Source organism: Bacteroides sp. AF29-11 (assembly GCF_003602895.1).
Lineage (GTDB): Bacteria > Bacteroidota > Bacteroidia > Bacteroidales > Bacteroidaceae > Bacteroides > Bacteroides uniformis.
Genome location: NZ_QTLY01000008.1, coordinates 186,098 through 210,166 on the forward strand (window position 1 = coordinate 186,098; position 24,069 = coordinate 210,166).

General features: G+C 46.7%; 29 protein-coding genes. 27 read left to right on the forward strand and 2 right to left on the reverse strand.

Features of this window, described 5'->3' with window-relative positions; translation table 11 throughout:
• Positions 1-273 precede the first annotated feature (273 nt).
• From mobA to DWZ03_RS14870, 8 genes are all read left to right on the forward strand, one after another.
• Entirely contained in the window at positions 274-732 is a 459-nt protein-coding gene (gene mobA, locus DWZ03_RS14835; RefSeq protein ID WP_117865833.1) for a conjugal transfer protein MobA, read from the forward strand.
• A gap of 1 nt (position 733) precedes the next feature.
• A complete protein-coding gene (gene mobB / locus DWZ03_RS14840; RefSeq protein ID WP_120130338.1) occupies positions 734-1,987 on the forward strand; it encodes a conjugal transfer protein MobB in 1,254 nt (417 codons plus the stop codon).
• 36 nt (positions 1,988-2,023) lie between these two features.
• The gene (gene mobC, locus DWZ03_RS14845; protein ID WP_120130339.1) at positions 2,024-4,045 is read left to right on the forward strand and encodes a conjugal transfer protein MobC; all 2,022 of its coding nucleotides are present in this window, start codon (positions 2,024-2,026) and stop codon (positions 4,043-4,045) included.
• Between the two features lie 225 nt (positions 4,046-4,270).
• Entirely contained in the window at positions 4,271-4,570 is a 300-nt protein-coding gene (locus DWZ03_RS14850) for a hypothetical protein (protein ID WP_229032167.1), read from the forward strand.
• Positions 4,571-4,589: 19 nt separating this feature from the next.
• Positions 4,590-4,856: a hypothetical protein gene (locus tag DWZ03_RS14855; RefSeq protein ID WP_117865838.1), complete on the forward strand. Its 267-nt coding sequence runs from the start codon at positions 4,590-4,592 to the stop codon at positions 4,854-4,856.
• 11 nt (positions 4,857-4,867) lie between these two features.
• Positions 4,868-5,122, forward strand: a complete 255-nt coding sequence (locus DWZ03_RS14860; protein ID WP_117865840.1) for a DUF6926 domain-containing protein — start codon at positions 4,868-4,870, stop codon at positions 5,120-5,122.
• Between the two features lie 11 nt (positions 5,123-5,133).
• The gene (locus tag DWZ03_RS14865; RefSeq protein ID WP_117866016.1) at positions 5,134-5,631 is read left to right on the forward strand and encodes a hypothetical protein; all 498 of its coding nucleotides are present in this window, start codon (positions 5,134-5,136) and stop codon (positions 5,629-5,631) included.
• 11 nt (positions 5,632-5,642) lie between these two features.
• The gene (locus DWZ03_RS14870; RefSeq protein ID WP_117865842.1) at positions 5,643-5,933 is read left to right on the forward strand and encodes a DUF4120 family protein; all 291 of its coding nucleotides are present in this window, start codon (positions 5,643-5,645) and stop codon (positions 5,931-5,933) included.
• Positions 5,934-6,123: 190 nt separating this feature from the next.
• On the opposite strand, the gene DWZ03_RS14875 is transcribed toward DWZ03_RS14870, so the two are convergent.
• Positions 6,124-7,215 carry an RloB family protein gene (locus tag DWZ03_RS14875; protein WP_120130340.1) on the reverse strand — a complete coding sequence of 364 codons (1,092 nt, stop codon included), beginning with the start codon at positions 7,213-7,215 and terminating at the stop codon, positions 6,124-6,126.
• Complete coding sequence (locus tag DWZ03_RS14880; protein WP_117865846.1) at positions 7,202-8,446, reverse strand: AAA family ATPase; 1,245 nt, start codon at positions 8,444-8,446, stop codon at positions 7,202-7,204. Before DWZ03_RS14880 ends, DWZ03_RS14875 begins: the two co-directional genes overlap by 14 nt.
• Before the next feature lie 1,103 nt (positions 8,447-9,549).
• Between DWZ03_RS14880 and DWZ03_RS14890 the strand changes: the two genes are divergently transcribed.
• The 19 genes from DWZ03_RS14890 to DWZ03_RS14980 all read left to right on the forward strand — a co-directional run bounded on the left by DWZ03_RS14890 (position 9,550) and on the right by DWZ03_RS14980 (position 24,058).
• Positions 9,550-11,319 (forward strand): DUF3945 domain-containing protein, encoded by a 1,770-nt coding sequence (locus tag DWZ03_RS14890; RefSeq protein WP_117865847.1) that lies wholly within the window; start codon positions 9,550-9,552, stop codon positions 11,317-11,319.
• Between the two features lie 40 nt (positions 11,320-11,359).
• Positions 11,360-11,620 (forward strand): DUF4099 domain-containing protein, encoded by a 261-nt coding sequence (locus tag DWZ03_RS14895; protein WP_120130341.1) that lies wholly within the window; start codon positions 11,360-11,362, stop codon positions 11,618-11,620.
• A gap of 105 nt (positions 11,621-11,725) precedes the next feature.
• Positions 11,726-13,822, forward strand: coding sequence for a type IA DNA topoisomerase (locus DWZ03_RS14900; protein WP_207805213.1), 2,097 nt, complete (start codon positions 11,726-11,728; stop codon positions 13,820-13,822).
• Positions 13,823-14,023: 201 nt separating this feature from the next.
• Complete coding sequence (locus DWZ03_RS14905; protein ID WP_120130343.1) at positions 14,024-14,260, forward strand: hypothetical protein; 237 nt, start codon at positions 14,024-14,026, stop codon at positions 14,258-14,260.
• 12 nt (positions 14,261-14,272) lie between these two features.
• The gene (locus DWZ03_RS14910) at positions 14,273-14,572 is read left to right on the forward strand and encodes a hypothetical protein (RefSeq protein ID WP_207805214.1); all 300 of its coding nucleotides are present in this window, start codon (positions 14,273-14,275) and stop codon (positions 14,570-14,572) included.
• 50 nt (positions 14,573-14,622) lie between these two features.
• Complete coding sequence (locus DWZ03_RS14915) at positions 14,623-14,847, forward strand: hypothetical protein (RefSeq protein WP_120130378.1); 225 nt, start codon at positions 14,623-14,625, stop codon at positions 14,845-14,847.
• Positions 14,848-14,883: 36 nt separating this feature from the next.
• Positions 14,884-15,819, forward strand: coding sequence for a PRTRC system protein E (locus DWZ03_RS14920; protein ID WP_120130344.1), 936 nt, complete (start codon positions 14,884-14,886; stop codon positions 15,817-15,819).
• A 4-nt stretch (positions 15,820-15,823) separates the two neighbouring features.
• A complete protein-coding gene (locus DWZ03_RS14925; RefSeq protein ID WP_120130345.1) occupies positions 15,824-16,045 on the forward strand; it encodes a PRTRC system protein C in 222 nt (73 codons plus the stop codon).
• Positions 16,046-16,079: 34 nt separating this feature from the next.
• Positions 16,080-17,162: a hypothetical protein gene (locus DWZ03_RS14930; RefSeq protein ID WP_120130346.1), complete on the forward strand. Its 1,083-nt coding sequence runs from the start codon at positions 16,080-16,082 to the stop codon at positions 17,160-17,162.
• Positions 17,163-17,169: 7 nt separating this feature from the next.
• On the forward strand, positions 17,170-17,889 hold the full coding sequence (locus tag DWZ03_RS14935; RefSeq protein WP_117865865.1) for a prokaryotic E2 ligase family D protein: 720 nt from the start codon (positions 17,170-17,172) through the stop codon (positions 17,887-17,889).
• Complete coding sequence (locus tag DWZ03_RS14940) at positions 17,886-18,674, forward strand: PRTRC system ThiF family protein (RefSeq protein ID WP_117865867.1); 789 nt, start codon at positions 17,886-17,888, stop codon at positions 18,672-18,674. Before DWZ03_RS14935 ends, DWZ03_RS14940 begins: the two co-directional genes overlap by 4 nt.
• A 93-nt stretch (positions 18,675-18,767) precedes the next feature.
• Positions 18,768-19,094: an ArsR/SmtB family transcription factor gene (locus DWZ03_RS14945; RefSeq protein WP_117865869.1), complete on the forward strand. Its 327-nt coding sequence runs from the start codon at positions 18,768-18,770 to the stop codon at positions 19,092-19,094.
• Positions 19,095-19,153: 59 nt separating this feature from the next.
• Positions 19,154-19,660: a TlpA family protein disulfide reductase gene (locus tag DWZ03_RS14950; protein ID WP_165859865.1), complete on the forward strand. Its 507-nt coding sequence runs from the start codon at positions 19,154-19,156 to the stop codon at positions 19,658-19,660.
• A gap of 11 nt (positions 19,661-19,671) precedes the next feature.
• On the forward strand, positions 19,672-20,106 hold the full coding sequence (locus DWZ03_RS14955; RefSeq protein WP_117865873.1) for a nitrophenyl compound nitroreductase subunit ArsF family protein: 435 nt from the start codon (positions 19,672-19,674) through the stop codon (positions 20,104-20,106).
• Positions 20,107-20,111: 5 nt separating this feature from the next.
• Positions 20,112-20,819, forward strand: a complete 708-nt coding sequence (locus tag DWZ03_RS14960) for an aromatic aminobenezylarsenical efflux permease ArsG family transporter (RefSeq protein ID WP_117865875.1) — start codon at positions 20,112-20,114, stop codon at positions 20,817-20,819.
• Between the two features lie 170 nt (positions 20,820-20,989).
• Positions 20,990-21,226, forward strand: a complete 237-nt coding sequence (locus DWZ03_RS20260; protein WP_243634967.1) for a thioredoxin family protein — start codon at positions 20,990-20,992, stop codon at positions 21,224-21,226.
• Between the two features lie 9 nt (positions 21,227-21,235).
• Positions 21,236-22,576, forward strand: a complete 1,341-nt coding sequence (locus DWZ03_RS14970; RefSeq protein WP_120130348.1) for a permease — start codon at positions 21,236-21,238, stop codon at positions 22,574-22,576.
• A 6-nt stretch (positions 22,577-22,582) separates the two neighbouring features.
• Positions 22,583-23,581 carry a hypothetical protein gene (locus DWZ03_RS14975; protein ID WP_117865881.1) on the forward strand — a complete coding sequence of 333 codons (999 nt, stop codon included), beginning with the start codon at positions 22,583-22,585 and terminating at the stop codon, positions 23,579-23,581.
• Positions 23,582-23,602: 21 nt separating this feature from the next.
• Positions 23,603-24,058, forward strand: coding sequence for an arsenate reductase ArsC (locus tag DWZ03_RS14980; RefSeq protein WP_099290201.1), 456 nt, complete (start codon positions 23,603-23,605; stop codon positions 24,056-24,058).
• Positions 24,059-24,069: the final 11 nt, after the last annotated feature.

The following is a 24,069-nucleotide window of genomic DNA, read 5'->3' on the forward strand; positions in this document are numbered from 1 at the left end:
ATTTCACAGCAATATAAACCGCCATAACTTTGCACCGACAACGGAACGGATACCGCAAAGGAGCATTTCCCGAAGACGAAGAATGGGGATGAAAGATCAAACACAATTTGACGAAGGAAAATTCATGTTCAAGCGAACATAGCAAGTTGTGTTTTGAGGCACCCGAAATGAATTCGGGCACTCAAAACAACTTGCCGCTCGCCTGACGGCTCGGGAGGGATTCACTCCAAAGTCGTGAATCCGGGACGGAAGATCAGAAACAGGAAAATATCAATGCGTATGGATGAAAACAGAAAGAAAAAATCGACAAAGAGCGTGGGGCGTAAACCTAAAAATGACCCTGCCGTACACCGTTATGTAGTGCGGTTGAACTCGGAAGAGAACGGGCGTTTCGACATCCAATTCCAGAAATCCGGATTGAAAGAACGTTCAAAATTTATCAAGACAATGATTTTCGGTCGTGAAATCAAGGTCGTGAAAATCGACAAGGCGACGATGGACTACTACATACGTCTGACCAATTTCTACCACCAGTTCCAGAGTATCGGCAACAACTACAACCAGACGGTAAAGGCAGTCAAGACCAATTTCGGGGAGAAACGGGCATACGCCCTGCTTCGGAATCTGGAAAAGGCGACCATTGATTTGGTCGTACTGAGCAAGCGGATCATCATGCTGACCCGTGAGTTTGAAGAAACCTACCTTACCAAAAGGAAAAGTGAGGAGGAATGACATGGTAGCGAAAATCAACAGGGGCGTTTCCCTTTACGGGGCTATCATCTACAACCAGCAGAAAGTGGACGACAACACTGCCCGCATCATTTACGGGAACCGCATGATTGCCGATGTCACCGGCAATCCGGAGCAGGTCATGCGACAGACGATGTGGGCGTTCGAGAACTATCTGCTTGCCAACAGAAACACAGAAAAGCCCATACTGCACATCTCGCTGAACCCCTCTTTGGATGACCGTCTGACAGACGGACAGTTTGCAGAACTGGCAAAAGAGTATATGCAGAAAATGGGATATGGCGACCAGCCCTACATTGTATATGTACATGAAGACATAGACCGCAGGCATATCCATATTGTATCCACCTGCGTGAACGAGAAAGGGGAAAAGATTGATGATGCCTACGAGTGGAACCGTTCGATGAAAGCCTGCCGGGAACTGGAACGGAAGTTCGGCTTGAAACAGATCGAGGACAAGCGGAAAGAACTGCTGGAGCCATACCTCAAGAAAGCGGACTACCGCAACGGGGATGTGAAGGAACAGGTTTCCAACATTGTAAAAAGTATATTCGGCAGCTACCGTTTTCAGTCTTTCGGCGAGTACAGCGCATTGCTTTCCTGCTTCAATATCGAGGCGAAACAGGTCAGGGGCGATTTCGAGGGTACTCCCTATAACGGCATTGTCTATACCATGACGGATGATGCAGGCAAACCGCTGTGCACTCCCATCAAGTCCTCCCTTATCGGGAAACGCTACGGCTACGAGGGTTTGGAAAAACGTATCGGTTACAACGCCCGCGAGTACAAAGCCAGGAAATGGCAGCCGAAGATACGGAACGATGTGGCCCTTGCCATGCACGGTTGCCGTGGCGACAGGGAGGAGTTCATCCGTCTGCTCGGAGGAAAAGGAATAGACGTGGTATTTCGCGAGAACGACGAGGGACGCATCTATGGCGCGACCTTCATCGACAACAAGAACCGGGAGGTCTGTAACGGCTCGCGGCTCGGCAAGGAGTTCTCGGCGAATGCCTTTGAACGGCTCTTCAACAGCCCGGACGACATCCCGAATCCCGATGCTCCCATGCCGGAGCATGGTCTGCAAAGCGGATTCTATTCCGATATGGAAAGCGGCATCGAACAGGCTTTCGGGATATTCAACATGGAAGCGAACGGTCCTGACCCGCAGGAGGAGGCACTTGCCCGAAGGCTGCAACGCAAAAAGAAGAAGAAACGCCGCTCTCGCGGAATATCATAATTACTAATTTATCAACAACATTAAAATCAGTTCATTATGCAACAGGAAGATGATTTGAGAGGATTGGCAAAAGTCATGGAGTTCATGCGTGCCATATCCATCGTGTTTATTGTCATCCACGTCTATTGGTTCTGCTACCGGTCATTCGTGGATATGGGTATCAATATCGGAGTGGTCGATAAGATACTACTCAATTTCCAGCGGACGGCGGGACTGTTCGGCAACCTGCTGACAACAAAAGTATTTGCCGTCATATTCCTTGCCCTTTCCTGCTTGGGAACAAAGGGCGTAAAAAATCAGGAAATGACATGGAACAGGATATACGCAGCTTTCCTATCCGGGTTGGTATTGTTCTTCATGAACTGGTGGATGCTTGACCTGCCGTTCAGTCCGATAGCGGATGCCGCCATATATACGGTAACGCTTACCATAGGGTATATCCTTCTCCTGATGTCGGGTGTATGGATAAGCCGTATGCTGAAACACAATCTGATGGAGGACGTGTTCAACACCGCCAACGAGAGTTTCATGCAGGAGACGCGGCTTATGGAAAACGAGTATTCCGTCAACCTGCCCACGAAGTTCGTGTATCAGGGCAAGGAATGGGACGGCTGGATAAATATCGTCAATCCGTTCCGTGCCTCCATCGTGCTCGGTACACCCGGTTCTGGAAAGAGTTACGCGGTGGTAAACAACTACATCAAACAGCAAATCGAGAAATCTTTCGCGATGTACATTTATGATTACAAATTTCCGGATTTGTCGGAGATAGCGTATAATCATCTGCTTAAACACAGGGAGCGTTACAAGGTGAAACCGGAGTTCTATGTAATCAACTTCGATGACCCACGCCGCAGCCACCGGTGCAATCCCATCAACCCCAAATTCATGGTGGATATATCGGATGCCTACGAAAGTGCCTACACGATAATGCTCAATCTGAACAAGACCTGGATACAGAAACAGGGTGATTTCTTCGTGGAGTCACCGATTATCCTGCTTGCTGCCATCATCTGGTATTTGCGGATTTACAAAGATGGCAAGTACTGCACATTCCCTCACGCGATAGAATTTCTGAACAAGCCGTATGCTGACATTTTCACGATTCTGACCTCGTATCCTTCGCTGGAAAACTACCTTTCTCCCTTCATGGATGCCTGGCAAGGGGGCGCACAAGACCAGTTACAGGGTCAGATAGCTTCGGCGAAAATCCCGCTTTCAAGGATGATTTCACCGCAGCTTTACTGGGTTATGACGGGCGATGATTTTACGCTTGATTTGAACAATCCCGAACACCCGAAAATACTTTGTGTGGGCAATAATCCGGACCGCCAGAACATCTATTCTGCGGCATTGGGACTATACAATTCCCGTATCGTGAAGTTGGTGAACAAGAAGGGACAGCTGAAGAGTTCCATTATCATAGACGAGCTTCCGACCATTTATTTTCGCGGCATCGACAATCTTATTGCCACCGCCCGAAGCAACAAGGTGGCGGTCTGTCTCGGTTTTCAGGACTTCTCGCAGTTGGCCCGTGACTACGGTGACAAGGAGGCGAAGGTAATCCAAAATACGGTCGGTAACATCTTCAGCGGCCAGGTGGTCGGTGAAACCGCCAAGAAGCTTTCTGAGCGTTTCGGAAAGATACTCCAACAGCGGCAGTCCATATCCATCAACCGACAGGATACATCCACCTCCATCAACACGCAACTGGATTCCCTGATTCCCGCTTCCAAGATAGCCAACCTCTCGCAGGGCACATTCGTGGGCAGCGTGGCGGACAACTTCGGGGAGGAGATAGACCAGAAGATTTTCCATTCACGGATTATTGTTGATAGCGAAAAGGTGGCGGCGGAAACGAAAGCCTACAAGAAAATCCCGGTCATCAACGAGTTCAAGGATGCGGACGGCAACGACATCATGCGGCAGCAGATAGACCGGAACTATTCGCGCATCAAAGCGGATGTGATGCAGATAATAGAAGATGAAATGGAGCGTATCAAAAATGACCCTGATTTGCAGCACCTGATTCCGCAGGAGGATGACGACAAGGAATAATATCCGACAGACCGCTTTTTTATTTCAGCCTGCAAAGTTCGTCCCGTGCCATCTGGATTGAGCAAGGCCGAGCCCTTACGGGTTTCCGCAAAAATCATCCTCGCTTCGCTTGCGGTATTTTTTCGTAAAGCCTTGCACAATCCGGCACGGAACGGTATGGCAGGCAAGAAATAAAATATCGGCTCACGAGCCGGTAAGTGTTCAACTGAAAAAAAACAGATGGTCATGTGTACAACAAATGTGAACAATGCTACAAAAGGACTGTTGAGTCAAATTTCCGGGGATATGGAAAATATAGTCATCGGACAGATTCATTGGAAAGGATGTGCCTATCCCGTCAGGAAAATAGATACCGAAAGACAGACATTCAGGGTATCCGTGGAGAGCCTACGGGATGAACTTATAAACGATATGCGTAACGGCATATATGAGGCAATGGAAGCGTGTGAAGAAATTGACGGCTTTTGTACAGAAGAAGAACTGAGAACACTGTCTGATAGCGAATTGTACAGAATGTATTGTTAAACTATAAATATAAAAAGGCATGAAAAAGAGAAGCAACTTTACACCGATGGAAAGATTCCATGAGATTCTCGTCGGTCATGGTCTGAGCGCAATGAATGTGGGAATTAACCATATTCGTATTTTCTTCAACGGCAAGAAGCTATTTGACTACTATCCGCTGAGGATGAAACTCTTTGACTACCACAACTGGCACCAGCTGACTTATCCCTCTTTCGGGAACGGTGACGGGAAATGGGAAACCGAACTTGAAGGCATTATCAGTAGACTTACCGCATTACCCCAATAAATAAAGGAACCATGGATGACAATAAAAAGGAAACGCTCGTTTGGGACAACATTCCCGAATGGGCGATTTTTTCATTGGAATACGGCATCGAAGAAGAACTCTTCCTGACCGATGAAGACAAGGATTTGATAACCCGGTTTATCACTGAAAACTTCCCGAACGGGTACACGATGAGCGTGGACTGGGAATCATACAATGAGTTCGACCGTTATCCTGCTTTCGGGAAACCGTGCAAGACTTATACGGTCAAGTTTTGTAATTTATAAATCAGATGAATATGAGAAAGATAACATTAAGTGAATACAACGCCATTCCGGAAGACTACCGTGGAATCTGGACTGTGGAGCGTTGGGACTTGCCGGATTGGGCTGAAAAACGTGAAAGGCATATCGGCAAACGTACCATGATGGTCAATGACAACGGCACGTGCCTGTTGGTTGAAGGAATGGGCTTTGAAATCGTGGATGACAGTACATGGAAAAAGCCCGGTGAAGTCAGACAGGAAATTGGCGGCCTTTATCTGAAATTCTACAGCGGACAGGGGCGTGAACCTCATTATGCCGATTGTACAATCCGATGGAACGACACTCTGGAAACGGTAGAGGTAAGGATTGCCTTGTCTATGGACTCCAATACGAAAATGGATGACGAGATATTCTATTACTGCAACGGGGTAGATGACCTGAAATCATTGGCGGATAAAAGCATGGAGGACTTTACCATAGCAGAGTGCCTCGGTTTCGGCATATATGAAGAACTGTTACAAACAACTTAAAATTATCGGATATGAAAATCAAATGTCAGGAACACTACGATAAGGTCGTGGAGTATGCCAACAGCATTGGCGACACAACCTTTCAGAAATGTATCGAACGTCTCAAACAATGGGAGAAGAACTCCAACGGCAGGTATGAAATTGAACTCTATTGGGATTTCGCTCCGTATTCATTCGGTTTTGCTGAAGTGGCTGCGGACGGAAGCAAGGGTGTTGTCGGTGGATTGCTATACCATGGCAAACCGGATGAATCCTTTGCCGTAATCATGGAACCGTTCCACGGCTGGAGCATTCATACCTAAATTTTCATCATACTGCTTTATCTGTAACTGTGCGAAAATGGTGCAGAGGTAATCAATATCTGATTATTTTTGCACCTTTTTGGTACATTGACTCGTAAACTCAATTTACAGAATCCGGAAATTAAATCCTTGTTATGAGAATTAAGACTTAGTTTTTGCGAATTTTCTGCAAAATTCAAGGATTAAATTCTTATATGGCAAATTTAGGTAACAACAATATCTCTTTTTCCGGATTCACCTGAATAGAAATAACTTGTGTTGCTTCAAGTTTGCAAGGCAGTTGTTTTATCTCATTCGCTTGCAATAAAAACGTATCCACATTCAATTCTTTTTTGGACTTGGTTTTCCAATCATATACGACAAACAGCCCTTTGCCAAAATGCTCAAATCCGTACTTGTGATTCGTTATGGTCAAACCGTCTTCATTCAAAGTGACAGACCAATTGCATCCACGTTCTTTATACGAAAATGCGTCACCATAAGCAATTGTTACTTTTCCAATCAGTCTGCCGACAAGGATATCTACATTCGTATAAGGATTCCTGTTATAGATAGGCTCTCTTGTTTTCAAATCACTTTCCGCCCTTAGCCTACATGCGTTGACGATACCCTTCACCAAATTATCTTTGACAAGAGGGAATGTGGACTCCGAAGATTTGGTTTCCTGCCAATATCCCTTTTTCCTTGCATAACCGTTTATACAATTCTTGCCATCACAATCCTTTCCCGGATTCTTTCCTGTTCCACATTCAAATATATGCTTTTTGCCGCGCACTTTTTCACCGCATTCTGTTTCATTGAAACAATGGTAAATGTATTCAAAATGCAATAACAGGTAGTATTCAAAGCTACGGCTTGAAAAAGCTATATTGACTTTCTTGCCGTCAATTACTTTATTTGCTTCCAGATAGGCTTCTTCATGTTTCGGATGTTTGTCCTTATCATAGACCGCCCAGGATTCATCCACTCCCTCCGATAAAATTTGTCTGGCATATAGCACCCACTTTAACGGAGGTACTCCAGCTATCACTACATCCTCAACAGGGTTATTTCTGGTTTTGATTTTGCGCTTTTTACCTTTATAATTACCGCGTGCAGAATTTTCCGGCTTTTCGTCCTCCGGTATATAAGGTTGGGGAATGGTTCGCACGTCCATAGCACCTTTGTCTTTACAATACAGGTCGCACAGACTTGTGAAGAATAGTGGTTCGGTCTTATTGCCTTCGCACACTATTCTTATGACATAATTGCTATGACGCGTATTTTCGTTATTTCTCGCCATTCTCCACAAAAAGTTTTTCTAATGATTGCAATGAAGGTACACCTCCAAATTTGTTGTTCAAATACCATTTGGCAAACAAGGTATCTTCTCTTACATCATCAAAATCAGACAAGGAGAATATTTCAGACACACCGTATTTATCCTTTTCCGTAAACCACACCTGATCCTTACGAATCGTATTTTGGTCAAGAAGATTCACATCATGGGTGGTAAAGACTAACTGGGCATTGTGCTTGTTGATTCTTTCGTTCCGGAAAATATCCACTATCAATTTTGTGATATAAGAATGAAGTCCCGAATCCATTTCATCTATAAAGAATGGACTTCCGTTCTGCAATGCCTGCAATATATGACAGCCGATGATAAACAAGGCCCTTGTACCAAAAGATTCTTCTTTCAACGGCAAATCAGTAGTTTTGCCTGAATCCTCACCATCCTTATACAATCCGTGCAGACTTGTGACCTCCACGCCATCACTACGTTTTTCCAATTGAAAATCCGCCAATCCTGTATCTGCAAAGGACAAGAATTCTGCAAGCATCTTCTTGTTATCCGGATGTGAATACAGCCATCGGAGCATTTCCTTGTCCTCTCCAAGCATTGTATCTTCATGAAAGCCGTTTGATATGACAATATCCGCCAGATATCTTGCAGCGTTGGTTATCGGCTCACAAGGGGTATCTTTCAAAAATTTTGAGATCAACAACTGATTCTTGAATACCTGAAAGGGCTTGAAAGTAGAAAGACTTGCTCCGAATTTCAAAGTGTCGGATTCTTTATCTTCAGGAAGCAAGATTCTTTCAAAAAGTTGTGTCTGCTTGCCATTGGGGTATGATATCAATGACTCCGCTTCAATTTGCAGCCTGGTAAAACGGACTTCATACTTATACCTCACTTTTTGTGCTATAAACTCCATTGCAAATTCAATGGGAGCATTTACGGTTGCACTGTCAAACTTGAAAGGCTGATACAAAGTTATGTTTTCACCGACACGATTATCCAAATTCAGAACCCAACGTCTGAATCCATACAGGAACTTTATTATATTGGTCTTACCGGAAGCATTGGCACCAAAGATTAAAGATATCTTCAATGCTTTCTTGTTTCCCTCTGCAATGGTTTCCACGTCACACAGATTTTCGGCCTTTGCTTTTGAAGAGGTCGGTTCCGTTGTAAACGAACAAATGCCCTTGAACGAACGATAATTTTTGAATTCCAGATTTAATATCATAATTCCGCTGCTTTTTTGCAAAAGTAGTGTTTTAATTCCGTATGGGCAAATTTATTTCCCATTTTTTGCGAAAAATCCGCAAGGATTAAATATTAAAATTTATTTCGGTTCTTCTATGGATTTGTTTTACTAACTTTCAGCACTAATACAGGATAGTGCCAAAAGTCTGCAAAGCAAATCATTTCTTACCAAATCATTTATTGGAAAAAATCGGGAAAAGTACCAGATTCCTCCAATAGAAATACGCAAGCATCTGAATGATAGTAATATAAATCTAATGTTTGTTCATTATTTAATTGTGTTCATTTTTAATGAACAATTATCCAAGAGTGAACAAAACTACTTCTTAAGCGCATCGCTCTACAAAAGTAATCAAAAAGCAATTATCTATGGCACTCATCAACAATGCGATAGCGCCTTATTCCATATTCCTCCATAAAATTCCATCCTAAGTGCGCTTCCCTTGTCAAGTCCCATTGATAAGTTAACTCGGAGGAACGATACCTTCCACGTTCAGGCCTCCGGTTTTCGCGCAAAAAATTCCCTGCGGTAATTTTTCACCCGAAAAAACGCTCCGGTATCGCCGTCCGAGTTGAGAATGGGTCGGGACTTAGCAAGCGAAGCGACCTACGACGCATAGGACAATTCTAAAAAACAACATGACGGCTATATTTTATCGGTTAATGTTGTCCCAATGCTTTATGCCATACTATCATTTCCCAACCTTACACTGCCTCCTGTCTTATAGAGTGCCACAAGAAAGCGGGGACTAAAGACAGCTCGCTCCCAACTCTGCATAAGACAGGTTTTCTTTCTTTTTGTCACTCGTTTTTACACTTTTCGGTCTGTTTCGCGCTTTTTCTTTCCCAGCGTTCCCTTTTTATGCCTTTCCCTCTTGCGGTTGTGCGCCATTTTCGGGGCGTTTTCACGCTTTCCCCCTCCATTTTCTCTCTTTTCTCTTCCTCTGTTTTCCATCCTGCGGTGAAACGTGATGACAAGTGATGAAACGCATAGCCTAACACATTGTAAACTAATTATTTATCAAAATTCATCCTATATATTTGCACTGACAATTTTAAGTTTCAACTCTAAAAAACAAAGTTATGGCAAAGAAAAATGGAAGGGACGATCCCCCTAAACCTCAAGTCACCGAGAACGAACAGATGAGCGACATCGTGTTCATCCTCGACAAGATGGAACTGATTTTACAAGCGGTGTCCGAAATCAACAAGAACGGCCGGTTCAAGACGGTTCCGGCAGACAAGGAACACCAGAACTCCTTTCTGAAAATCGACCGCTACGCCAACCTGTTCGAGAATTTCCTGAAGAACTTCTGGAGCCAGCTCAAAGACCCGACACGGTTCGGCATCCTCACCGTCAAGGAGGACACGCTGGATAATCCGGAAGTAAGGCAGGCTGTAGATGACATGGCGGCAGGAAAGCAGACGAAAGCCGTGGAGGAATTTCTAAAGAAGTACGAGATTGTTCCACGCGACAAGGAAAACCAAAGTATCAATCAAAAAAATCAAGAAGAAATGGCAAAGAAAAATGAAACCACGCAGCAGGCAGTCCAGGAGGGCGGCCAGCAGCAACCCAAGCACCGCTACAACGAGTCCATGATCAACTGGGAGGAGCTGAAGAATTTCGGGCTGTCCCGCGAGTACCTTCAGGAACGCGGACTCCTCGACCAGATGCTCAGGGGCTACAAGACCAACCAGGTCGTGCCCATCAGCATGAACTTCGGTTCCGCCGTGTTGCGCACCGACGCGCGCCTGTCGTTCCAGCAGACCGCCGGCGGCCAGATAGCCCTCGGCATCCACGGCATCCGCCAGAAACCCGAACTTGACCGTCCGTATTTCGGGCACATCTTCTCCGAGGAAGACAAGAAGAACCTGCTTGAGACGGGCAACATGGGGCGTGTCGTGGAACTGAAGGGACGCAACGGCGAATACATCCCATCTTTCGTCAGCATAGACAAGCTCACCAACGAGGTGGTCGCCATGCGTGCGGAGAACGCTTTCATCCCGAGGGAAATAAAGGGCGTGCAGCTCACCGAACAGGAGCAGAACGACCTGCGTGAAGGCAAGAAGGTGTTCATCGAGGGGATGATTTCCAACAGCGGCAAGGAGTTCGATGCCCACATCCAGATAAATGCCGAGCGCAGGGGCGTCGAATTTATCTTCGAGAACGACAAACTCTTCAACCGCCAGTCATTAGGCGGGGTGGAGCTGACCAAGCAGCAGATTGAAGACCTCAATATGGGCAAGGCCATTTTCGTGGAGGGAATGGAACGCAAGGACGGTGAGATTTTCTCCTCGTATGTCAAGCTGGACGAAGCGACCGGCAGACCCGCCTATACCCGCTACAACCCGGATTCGCCGGAAGGAGCACGCGAAATCTATATCCCGAAGGAAATCAACGGCGTGAAAATTACCGCCGAGGAACAGCAGCAGCTCCGCGAGGGCAAGACCATCTTCCTCAATGACATGGTGAACCGCAAAGGCGAGGAGTTTTCGTCGTTCATCAAGGCTGACCTTGAAACCGGCAGGTTGAGTTACTCCCGCACCCCCGACGGCTTCGAGCAGCGTGCCGAGTTCAAGATACCGGCAAAGGTATGGGACGTGGAACTTACCCGCAAGCAGCGTGCCGACCTTCAGGACGGGAAGGCCGTTCTGGTCGAGGGGATCAAGGGGTACGACGGCAAGACCATCTCGCAGTATGTCAAGGCGAACTTCAACCAGGGCAGGCTGGACTTCTACAACGAGAACCCGGACCGGAAACGCGATGCGTCACAGCGTAATGTGGTGGCCAACGCGCAGAAGCAGGGACAGGAACAGAGCAACCGGAAATCCAAAGGTGCGGGTATAGCCTAAGCTAAAGTCAAATGAATGTAAAATATTAAAAGTCAGTAATATGAACAAGAATAATGGCAACAACACGCCTTTCAAGGCGGAAGACGTGAACTGGGACGAACTGGCAGGCATCGGTATACTGAAGGACGAGCTTGAAATGTCGGGAGAACTTGATACCCTGCTTAAAGGTGAAAAGACGAAGGTCCTGTCCCTAAGCCTGGTACTGCTCGGTGTGGACGTGGTGATGGACGCCACCCTTCAACTGGTACGCAAGGACGGCGAACCGCTGATTGAAATCCTCGGTGTAAAGCCTTCGGCATAGCCATCGGAAACAGTCAAATCAACAAATAAACAAGTAAAAATGTCAAACCGCCGTTTCCTGTTTTCCGGTTCCGGTAACGGGGAACGGCTTAATTTTTATCCGAACATGAAAGCAATCATAGCAGAAAAACCGAGTGTAGGAATGGATATAGCCCGCGTAGTCGGGGCTACAGAAAAAAAGGACGGCTATTGTATCGGCAACGGGTATATGGTCACATGGGCGTTAGGGCACCTCGTGTCGCTGGCATTGCCCGGCACATACGGCTACACGAAAACTGCCGCCGACGATCTCCCGATGATTCCCGAACCTTTCCGGCTGGTCGCCAGGCAAATAAAGACGGCCAAAGGTATGGTGACAGACATAACCGCCAACAAACAGCTCAAGACCATTGATGAGGTTTTCTCCAAGTGCGACAGCATTATCGTGGCAACGGATGCGGGTCGCGAAGGAGAACTTATATTCCGTTGGATATATGACTATTTGGGCTATACAAAGCCGTTCCAACGCCTGTGGATTTCCTCTTTGACGGACGAAGCCATCCGCGAAGGGATGGAAAACCTCAGGGACGGCAGCGACTACGACAGCCTCTATGCCGCCGCGGACGGCAGGGCGAAGGCGGACTGGCTGGTGGGCATGAACGCCAGCCGTGCGTTGGCGATAGCTTCCGGCTCGGCTAACAATTCCATCGGCCGGGTGCAGACCCCGACACTCGCCATGATATGCGCACGCTTCAAGGAGAACCGCAACTTCGTTTCCACCCCATACTGGCAGTTGCATATCACGTTGAAGCAGGGAGATGCGCACCGCCAGTTTATCCACCCGGAAGAGTTCAAGGACAAGGAAACGGCCGGGACAGCATATCGGAAAATCACTTCCGCTTCCGTCGCCACGATAAACAGAGTGGAACGCAAGAGAACATTCCAGCAGGCTCCGCTCCTCTACGACCTGACAGCCTTGCAAAAAGACTGCAATATCCATTACGACCTGACGGCGGACAAGACCCTTTCCATCGCCCAGACATTGTACGAGAAGAAGTTGATATCGTATCCGAGAACGGGAAGCCGGTATATACCGGAAGATGTCATGGCGCATATCCCCGCCTTATTGGAGAAAATAGCGGCCATGCCTGATTTCAAGGAATATGGGGACACGCCTGATTTTTCCGCTCTGAACACCCGAAGCGTGGATGACACGAAAGTGACCGACCACCATGCCCTGATTATCACGGGAATCGAGCCACAGGAATTGTCCGCAGCAGAAATGACCGTCTATACACTGATAGCCGGCAGGATGCTGGAAGCCTTCTCTCCGCCCTGTGAGAAAGAGTCACTGGTCATGGAATGCACCTGCGAGGGGATGGATTTCCGTTCCCGCTCTTCTGTCATCGTAAACCCCGGCTGGCGTGTCGTGTTCCGCAGGAAAGAGGACCGGGACAAGGACGAGCCGGAGGGTAACGAGGGAAGCGCAGAATTTGCCGAAGGAGAGAAAATCACGGTCATGGGACACGGGCTGGCGCAGAAAAAGACCATGCCCAAGCCGCTTTACACGGAGGCCACCTTGCTGGCAGCCATGGAGACGTGCGGCAAGCACATCACGGACGAACAGGCAAGGGAGGCTATAAAGGATTCCGGTATCGGCACGCCCGCCACACGTGCCGCCATCATCACCACGCTGGTGGGACGCGACTACATCGCACGATCAGGCAAAAGTGTCGTACCGACCGAAAAAGGAATGCTTGTCTACGAGGCGGTGAAGGATATGCGCGTGGCGGATGTGGAACTGACCGGCAGTTGGGAAAAAGCCCTGTTGCAGATAGAGGGGCATACCCTTGACACGGAGACATTCATGCGCTCCATCCGGGACTACACCTGCAAGGCGACCGGCGAGATACTGCGACTTAGCTTGCAGGCAATGCCGGGCAAGTTTTTTACCTGTCCCAAATGCAAGACAGGGAAGATCATCATCCGTTCCAAAGTGGCCAAGTGCGACCATGACGGGTGCGGGCTGCTGGTGTTCCGGCGTATCCTGAACAAGGAACTGACTGACCAGCATCTGGAGCAGTTGCTTTCGTCAGGCTCTACCAAGCTGATAAAGGGTTTCAAGGGCAAGAAGGGCGTATCTTTCGACGCGGCAGTCACCTTTGACGAGGGCTTCAACCTCAAACTCTCATTTCCGAAGCCTAAAAGCGGGAAAGGCAAATAACACGGTCATTCCAATTCACGGGCAAAGGTAGCGCACCGCCTTGTTCCACCTGCAAGGTCTGGCCTTTTTGGTTTCGGAGAAAATCATCCTCACTTACGTTCCGGTATTTTCCCCGAAAACCTTGCCTGTGGAGGCGGTACGCTCTCCGGCTCCGGAAATTGGAAATGACATGTTTCACCTCATAATTAATAATGTAAGGTCATGAAAGCAAGGGAATGTATCGAAAAAGCAAGGACAAGCAGATGGATACGGATAGTATCATTGGCTGTTGTCGCATTCATCGTGTTCAGTTACCTGTACACGAGAGGCATATCTCCGGTATGGACGGCAGTCGCCATCGTCTGTTTCAGGGGATTCTTCAGGTTCATCTACCGGATTGCCTGTTTCCTGTTGGCGGCAGCGATACTGTTCTGCATCCTCAGCTATCTGGTTTTCTGACAAGATGAAAATATGAAACGGATATACCATACTGATTTCTGTAAAACCTTACAGAACGGAGCTGTCCTGTCGGGCGGCTCTTTTTGTATCCTGAACTTAGTGAAACTGATAACAACACGGATAGAGAAGAAAAAGAAGTCAATACAGCCATTGACAGACCGAAGAACTACCGGGCAAAGTTGGCAAACGCTTCTTTCGGACGGCAAGGTCGCGCCTTGCGGTTTCGGAAAAAATCATCCTCACCGTTCCGGCTCCGGTATTTTCCCCGAAAACCTTGCCTTACCGGAAGCGTCCGCCGTAAAGCCCTTGTAGTTCAACGGGCTGCCAAAGCCCGAGTATTCACAAATAGAATAAATAAAGTCATGAACCAGACAATCATCACAAGACCGCCGATGGCACCGTTGCATATTCATACGCCGATGCCCGCAACAAGAAGGAAAAGGACAGTGGAACCGAAACCGGCAGTAAAGTTCCCACCGCGAGGAACGACCGGACCGGTACACATCTCCACACTGTTGAACCCGATTCTGGAAATATGCCATCATCCCGACAGGGACAGGCTGTTGGCTGAGTTCTTCAACCAATAACGGAATACGATTATTCACTTTTTAATCTATATAATTATGTTTTTTACAACAATCTACCAGATGATGACCGATGGCGTGGACTTCACGCTTGTCATCCGCAAAGCGAACGGACAGCTGACAGTATCGACACTGCCGAAGTCAAACGGGCTGAAGGACGAAGCCCAGAACCACATCGTACCGCTGACCGTCAGCGGACTGCCGCAGGAACTGGACGCCGGATTCCTGCAAGCCATCGCCCGGCCGATACAGAAAGCGGCAGGTCTGATTACCAACATGGCGCAGTTTGAGGCGCAGGCGGAAAAAGCCGCGTCTGAAAGCAAGGCGGCAAAGGATGCAAAAGCCAAAGAGACGAAAGAGGAGAAGGAAAAGCGGGAGAAGTACGAGAAGCACCTCAAGAAAGCGGAGGAGCTGATCGCTGCCAAGAATCACAAGGATGCCGTCACCGCTCTCGGGCAGACACGCCTTTATGCCAAGCCGCAAGACCTGAAGAAGATTGACGAAATGGTGGCGGAACAGAAAAAAGCGATGAATGCGGGTAGCCTGTTCGACCTTATGGAAGATTCCGCACCACAACCGCAGGTACAAGCTCAGCCACAGCAAACACAAGCGCGGCAACAACCGCAACAAGCTGCGCGGTATTCGCCACAGCCTCAAATGCAGCAACGACCGATGGCCGGGCAGCCTCAAAGCGGACAGCGTAACCTGCAGCAGACAATGTGGCCGGCACAGCGTCAGGCTTCTCCACAACCGCAATACGGTGTACAGCCACCGATGCCACCGCAACAGCCGCAACCAGCATACGGCGGACAGTATGATGCGCACTGGCAGGAGCAATCCTGTCACCAGGAGGATATGTACCCGCAATACGGACAGGAAGAGCCAACTTATCGGCCGGAGGATTACGATGAATATCCTGATTTTCCCCAATCCATGTTAGAACCACGCAATTCACATTACGCTCAAACAGTTTAAGATTATGGCACTCGAAATCAAAGGAATGACACGCTCATTCACATTCAAGAAAGGTAACGGGATGGTCACGCTCGATGACCCGAACCCGTCGGACAGCCCGGAGATGGTCATGAGTTATTACTCCAATTTCTACCCGGAACTGACAACCGCAACGGTACACGGACCGGTCATCAAGGATGACAAGGCGGTGTACGAGTTCAAGACCACCATCGGAACCAAAGGATAGGATATATGAAGAAGGACAGTAAAAAAGAGAAATCATGTGTACCATTGGACGGACTTCGGCTGGAACAGCTGGCAATGCTCATCATCGGGCAGACACAACGGGATGTACGGCACGGGGTGGACAGGGAAGAACGGATTGCGGCTCCAAGCGGGACCGTAATTCTTTTCTGAGTACACCACTGACTCCGATCGCGCAGGGAAACCTCGTCGTGGATACATACGACGGTAACGGCATCAACGTGATCACGCGGGAAAATTACGAGTTCCTGCGTGATTCCTTTTTCAATTATGCTCTTTTGTTGAAAAAGGAAGCGACGCATACTCCGGGCAACAGCATCGGGGAAAGTATCGCCAAACTGTACAATGAGATGGATGAACTTGTCGGGGACGGGATGAATCTGAATATCGAGCAGAAGAACGGCAGGCTTTATTTCAATCTGTGGAAGTGTCACAATTGGGGAGAGCTGACCTTGTATTATTTCCCGGTGAAATTTCTGGAATCCCTCAATCCCACGCTCAGGAGGATTTCCATCACATTTATCCACAACCTGATGAGGGCGAACGGAATCTCCACCATTTTGGAGGAAGATGATACGGATTATGTACTCATGTGGCTGCAAGAGGATGATCCGCAGGAGGAAGAGGAGGATACAAAAAAACGGATGAAACTGGTACAGTCATACGGAAAGGGGAAAATTGGCAGGCTGCTCAAGCGTGTGGGGGACAAGTCCTATTACAAGGATTTACCGAGGGCACTTGAAAACTATGCCCCGCAAAACGACTTCGAGCGTTCCATTGTCGGACTGATGAAAAAGGGACTGCCGTTCCTCAACCCGGAACACGGTATCATGCAATACGGCTATGATGCCTTTTACGAGGAAGAACCGGACTACCAACCGATGCGTCTGGAGCAGCAGATAAGGGTGGTCTATGACACCAGTGATATCGTATCCGAGTATCTTGTTGACTATTACAATTCAAGCAGACAGGAAACATACGATATTATCCCTATCACCACCTGTGCTCTGTCACCTGAAACCGACCGCCTGTTCATCATGGATGATTACCCGGAACGGTTCTTCAAATGGGCGGATGAATTTATAAACATTATATATTGAAAGAAATATGATAGAAACGAATGAACTTACAAGAAAACTGAGGACGCTGCTCCATCCGAGGGCGGCATTGATTGTATATACCCAAGAGAATAATAGTCATAGTATGAATGACAACAGTTATTTTATCGAGGTCAGGGACATAGACGAAAGCGGAAGAATGGGCGAAGGCCGTCCGGTGACGGTGGAGTTCATGAACGAGCTGGTACGGGGATATTCAGAAAGTCATAGCACTACACCATACGGCAGGATTCCGTCCAACCTGTTGTGGTGCGACCCGCGCAAGGGCAGTGAGAAATACATCTGGTACAATCCTCCACGGAAGAGGATGATGTTCTTCAAGGAAGCCCTCAAGATAGAGAATGCAGAGTATCACTTGCCGGGAATCATCTATGAAGCGGGAGAAAACCGTCTGAATGTCTATGCCTACAAGGATATTGAACTTACGGACAAGACGGAACTTTTTGCAGCTCCGTTCTTCAATGTGACTGGAGCAAGCGTCTGTTTAGGTTCCGCAAAAATAGAAAAGCCGAAAGACCTGACTTACATGAATCTGCTGGAGTATTGGGAGAAGAAATTCTGGCTGACGGAATTTTCCCATCTCGGCAGCGGTGGAAACCCCACGAAATCCAATCTTGTACTGGTAACGAAAGGGGCAAAGGACAAGCCTTTCGACCTTGAAGAGTTGAAACCGTTGAATAAAATGAAACTAAAGGACATATTGAAATGAAAAGAGTACATTATACAGACAGTTACCTGATGAACCCACAACATCCGGTGACGGTGAATATCATTGGTGCAGGCGGCACAGGCTCGCAAGTGCTGACCTGTATGGCAAGGCTGGACGTCACTCTCCGTGCGCTTGGGCATCCGGGATTGTTCGTGACACTTTACGACCCTGACATCGTGACGGAGGCGAATATCGGACGGCAGTTTTTCGGACCGATGGACTTGGGGCTGAACAAGGCACAATGCCTGGTAACGAGGATAAACAACTTTTTCGGCAACGACTGGAAAGCGGAGGCAAGGCTCTATCCATCGGTATTGAAAGAAGTAAAACGGAGTGAAATCACAAACATCACCATCACCTGCACGGACAATATCAAGTCAAGACTGGACCTGTGGAATGTGCTGGGGAAAGTGCCGCCATCCTCCTACACGGACAATAACACACCTCTCTACTGGATGGACTTCGGGAACACACAGACTTCCGGGCAGGTTGTGCTTGGAACCGTACCGAAGAAAATCAGGCAACCGGCTTCCACGCTATACGAAACGGTCGGTTCCCTAAAGGTCATCACCCGCTTCGTAAAATATGCGAGGGTAAAGGAAGAGGATTCCGGACCGAGTTGTTCGTTGGCGGAGGCATTGGAAAAACAGGATCTGTTCATCAACTCCACGCTGGCGCAACTCGGATGCAATATCCTTTGGAAAATGTTTCGGAATGGTATGATTGAACATCACGGGCTGTACCTGAATTTGGGTACGATGAAAGTTAATCCGATTTTAGTCTAAAAACAATTCTTCTCTTCGAGCGAATAAAAACGTTTTTTTCTTGTCTATTTCAAATAATGTTTGTAATTTTGCGAACGACAAACAACAGTGAAGATGGAAAATAAAGAATATACAACAAGACAGGAACAACTTGCACGTTTTGCCAAAGCGATGGGGCATCCGGCAAGAGTGGCTATCCTTGAGTTTTTAGCGGGGCAGAGTTGCTGTTTTTTCGGCGACATCCACGAAGTGTTGCCTATCTCGAAAGCGACAGTTTCTCAACATCTGAAAGAGTTGAAAGATGCAGGACTGATACAGGGAGAGATAGAAACACCGAAAGTAAAATATTGTATCAATCGGGAGAATTGGGAAGTAGCGTCTATGCTTTTTTCCGATTTTTTCGGGCAACGTATGTATAAAAAAGGAAATTGTTGCGAATAGCAGCAATTTTTTTGGAATCAATGTTCGTAGTTTGGCGAAATACAAATATTTATAATACAATGAAAAAGGCATTTTATTTATCAATTGGATTGGTAATGGCAACAATTACGGGAATGGCTCAAAATCACTGGCCGGAACATTCCGTACAAGATTTGAGAGGTCGTACTCATTCGCTCTCGGACTATGCTTCTGAAAAAGGAGTTACGCTATTCGTTTTTTGGGAAACCTGTTGCCCTAAGAATATCACAATGATAGATGAATTGAATGAAGTCTGGCAGGAGTATGAGAATCTGGAAAAACCAATAAAAATAGTATTGGTTTCTGTTGATGACCAACGTACTGCATCACGGGTCAGACCGATAGTCGGCAGTAATGGCTGGGTATGGGATGTTGTTATGGATAAAAATGGAGATTTAGCCAGAATATATCATATCACAATGCCGCCACAATGGGTAGCTGTTAATTCTTTTGGAAAAATCATATACCGAAGCAAGGTAACGAACGGAACATTGGATTCTGCCATATATTTTGACGAATTGATAACTGAAATGAATAAAACCAATTAAAACAAGAAAAAATGAAAAAAGTAATGTTAATGATGGCTATGTGCCTCGGAATGTTTGCCTGTGGTAACAGTAATGCAAAAAGTAACAAGGCAACAGAAGAACAACCACAAAAAGATCGTGTGGAAGTTCTCTATTTTCACGGCAAACAGCGTTGCGCTACCTGTATGGCGATAGAAAAGAATGCCAAAGAAGCGGTAGAAGCACAATTTGCCGATGAACTGAAAAACGGAACAGTCGTTTTCAAGTCAATCGACATTTCCAAAGCGGAGAATGAGAAGATTGCCGAAAAGTATGAGGTTACTTGGTCGTCTTTGTTCATCTGCAAATGGAAAAACGGAAAGGAAACGCACGAGAATCTGACCGAATACGCTTTCGCCAATGCCCGAACTGCCCCCGATACGTTCAAGAGCGGAGTGATTGAAAAAGTCAAAACGTCATTAAAATAGAACTTATGGAATGGTTACAGACATTGTTGGATAGCAGCACAACTCCTGCTTTGACTGCATTCCTATTGGGGTTGCTCACGGCAATATCTCCATGCCCTTTGGCTACGAACATAGCCGCTATCGGATTCATCAGTAAAGACATTGAAAATCGCCGCCGGATTTTCCGAAACGGACTCTTGTACACGCTCGGTCGTGTCATTGCCTATACGGTATTGGGTGTCGTGTTGATTTTGGTATTGAGAGAAGGGTCAAGCCTGTTCGGTATCCAGAAGTTTATCGGAAAATACGGAGAACTCATTCTTGGGCCGGCTTTGCTGTGTATCGGCTTGTTCATGTTGTTCGGCAGCAAACTCAAACTGCCCTCTTTCGGTTTCAAAGGGAATGGTGAGGAACTGGCCCGCAAGGGCGGCTGGGGCGCCTTATTGCTCGGAATATTGTTCGCGATGGCATTCTGTCCGACCAGCGGCGTGTTCTATTTCGGTATGCTGATTCCAATGTCCGCAACGGCAACCGCAGGCTATCTGTTGCCTGTGCTTTTCGCTGTCGCTACCGCATTGCCAGTCTTGATAGTGGCTTGGATATTGGCATTCAGTGTACAGCACATCGGTAGCTTTTACGGTAAGATGCAGACGATTCAAAAGTGGCTGAATTGGATTGTCGGAGGCGTGTTTACGGCCATCGGTGTATATTATTGTGTGGTTATGTATTTATAAAAGGTAAGAATATGGAAAACAAGAAAGAAAACAAAAAGGGATTTTGGGCATCGTTATTCTCTCCGAAACCTTGCTCTTGCTCATGCGGAGACAACCTGATTATAGAGGAAGAGGAAAAACCGACAGCCTCTTGTTGTTGCGGAGACAATGCAGCTACGACAAAAACGGGCATAAAAGAAGTAAAAATACTGGGGCCGGGCTGCGCCAAATGTAAGACAACCTATCAGGTTATCGAGAAAGTAATCAACGAGAACAATCTCGATGTGAAGCTCACGAAAATCGAGGATATTACAGAAATCATGAGCTATAATGTCATGGGAACCCCCGCAGTCGTAGTGGATGGAACCGTGAAAATAAAAGGACACGTTCCTTCAGAGAGCGAGATAAAACAAATATTTGGCATATAAGATGTGGCTATGGATACAAGGAAAGAATTGAAAATCCTCTTTTGGATGATCGCAGTTTTCGCGGCGGTCTTCTTCCTCCCGCTCGGAAGCGAACGGTTTATGACAGCCGTTGATGCTACCCTTGACCTTGCAAAATGGTATGCACAGGAACACGTCGTGTTGTGTCTGCTTCCCGCATTCTTTATTGCGGGTGTAATTGCCGTATTCGTCAGTCAAGGCTCCGTGCTTAAATACTTCGGTGCGAACGCCAAGAAATGGATCTCCTATACGGTTGCAGCCGTTTCTGGTGGTATTCTTGCTGTATGTTCATGTACCATTCTGCCGCTCTTTACGAGTATCTACAAACGGGGAGCGGGATTGGGTCCGGCTATCGCCTTTCTCTATTCCGGTCCGGCAATCAGTATCCTGTCGATTATCCTGACGGCACGGATTCTTGGCTTTGAAATGGGCGTTGCGCGAATAATCGGTGCTGTACTTTTTTCCGTCATTATAGGATTGGCAATGTCATTCATTTTCCGCAAGGAAGAGAAAGCCAAGAAAGAAGAACAGATGAATATCGTTCCGCCGCCCGAAAAACGCCCGATGTGGCAGACTTCGTTCCATTTCTTTACACTGGTTCTCATTCTCGTATTTGCGAATTGGGGCGCACCGGCGGCTTCCGATACAGGACTGTGGTACGGTATCTTCACTTATAAATGGTACATAACTGGGGCTTTATCGCTTTTGCTGTGCTGGTCGCTTGTCAAAATCTTGAAACTTCGTGTTTTGTGGGTGGCACTCGGTGCAGTAGCGACAGCTTTGTCCGCACTCCTTGCCAATCTGTTTATCGGCAATGCGAAACTGGTTCCGCTTGTACCGATGATTGTAGCGATTACCGCTCTTTCCGTCATTCTCTTGTTTGATAAGCGCGATGAAGAAAACCGGGAATGGGCGTTCGCTTCGTGGGGATTTGCCAAACAGATAATGCCGTTGCTGGCTATCGGTGTGGTAACGGCGGGCTTCCTGCTCGGTTCGACGCATGACAATACGGCTATCGCCGGTATCATCCCGAACAGTTGGATAGAATGGGCCGTCGGAGGTAATTCGTTGTTATCCAACTTCTTCGCCAGCTTTACCGGAGCATTCATGTATTTCGCCACTTTGACCGAAGTGCCTATTATTCAAGGTCTGTTGGCTTCGGGTATGGGCAAAGGTCCGGCTTTGGCTTTGCTGCTGGCAGGTCCGTCATTGTCCCTGCCGAATATGCTGGTGATCCGTGGCGTATTGGGAACAAAGAAAACGGTTGTGTATGTGGCTCTCGTTATCGTTATGGCAACAGTTTCAGGATTTGTATTTGGCAATTTCTTTTGATTTGCAATGAGAAAGATAGTTCTATTCATCATAAGTCTATTTATTGGATTCGAGGTTTGTTCCGCTCAAAAGGCGGAACAAACCTTTCCGATTACAGGAAAGCCTATCTTGACGGTATTTACCAATTATAAAGCCGGATTGGGAAATGTCAATAATGTATCCGGATTTAATCTTGACCGTGCTTTTGTCGGGTATGAAGGATTTTTTGCCAAAGGTTTTTCCGCTAAAGTTGTAATGAACGTAGAAACCCAGAGCGATGATAACGGGAATACCAAATTCAACGGATATTTGAAAAACGCACAGGTGGATTGGAGAGGATATGGTTTTTTCGTGTCAGTCGGCTTGGTAAACTTGAAACAATTTTCCGAACAGGAAAATTTCTGGGGACACCGATATGTTTTTAAGTCTTTTCAGGAAGAGTATGGAATTGCATTTTGTGAGGATATAGGTGTAGTAGCCGGATATGAATTTTCTCCGGTTATATCTGCTGATATTGCATTGACGAATGGTGAAGGTCGTAAGTTTAAGAATATGGACAATCATTACAAATATGGCGCAGGTGTAACTGTAAAGCCGATAGATGGTCTTATATTCAGATTGTACGGAGATATATACAATATACCTAAGTTTTTAACTGACGGGGATATTATTCAGAAAGATCAATATTCTCTCGCAACTTTCGTAGGTTACCAGAATCAATATTTTTCCATTGGAGCGGAGTATAACCGAGTCTTTAATTATAAATTCGATTCTAAACAGGATGCGAATGGATACTCTGCTTACACTACAATCAATATAACGCCAAAGATGCACATTTATGGTCGCTTTGACTATTTTGATACCGCCGGGAATATGAAATATGATAACGAGGGACACGCCATTATTTGTGGATTTGAATATTCTCCCATTAAGCAGATAAGAATATCACCGAACTATCAAAGCTGGAAATCCTCAAAGGGTAAACGAGAGAATTTTCTGCTTTTAAGCGTCGAGTGTAAAATTTGAAAATTATATTATTTGAACGTCATGAAAGTATTGATTCTTTGTACAGGAAATAGTTGCCGCAGCCAAATGGCACACGGTTTCTTACAATCATTTGATGAAAATATCAACGTATATTCGGGAGGAACAGCTCCGGCAACACAAGTAAATGCCAAAGCTGTGGAAGTAATGAAGGAGGTCGGAATAGATATCAGTTCGCATGTGCCAACACATGTAAACACATACCTCCATCAGGAATGGGATTATGTGATAACCGTTTGCGGTGGAGCGCATGAATCATGTCCGATGTTTACGGGAAATGTACGCCATCGTCTGCATATCGGCTTTGATGATCCGGCAACAGCCACAGGTACGGATGAACAAATAACCGACAAATTTCGTCGTGTAAGAGATGAAATCCGAGAGAAATTCGCAGAGTTTTACATTACAGAGATTCAGAAAAAGGAACTTCCGAAATGTACCTGCGGAGGAAATTGTTAATATTAGACATC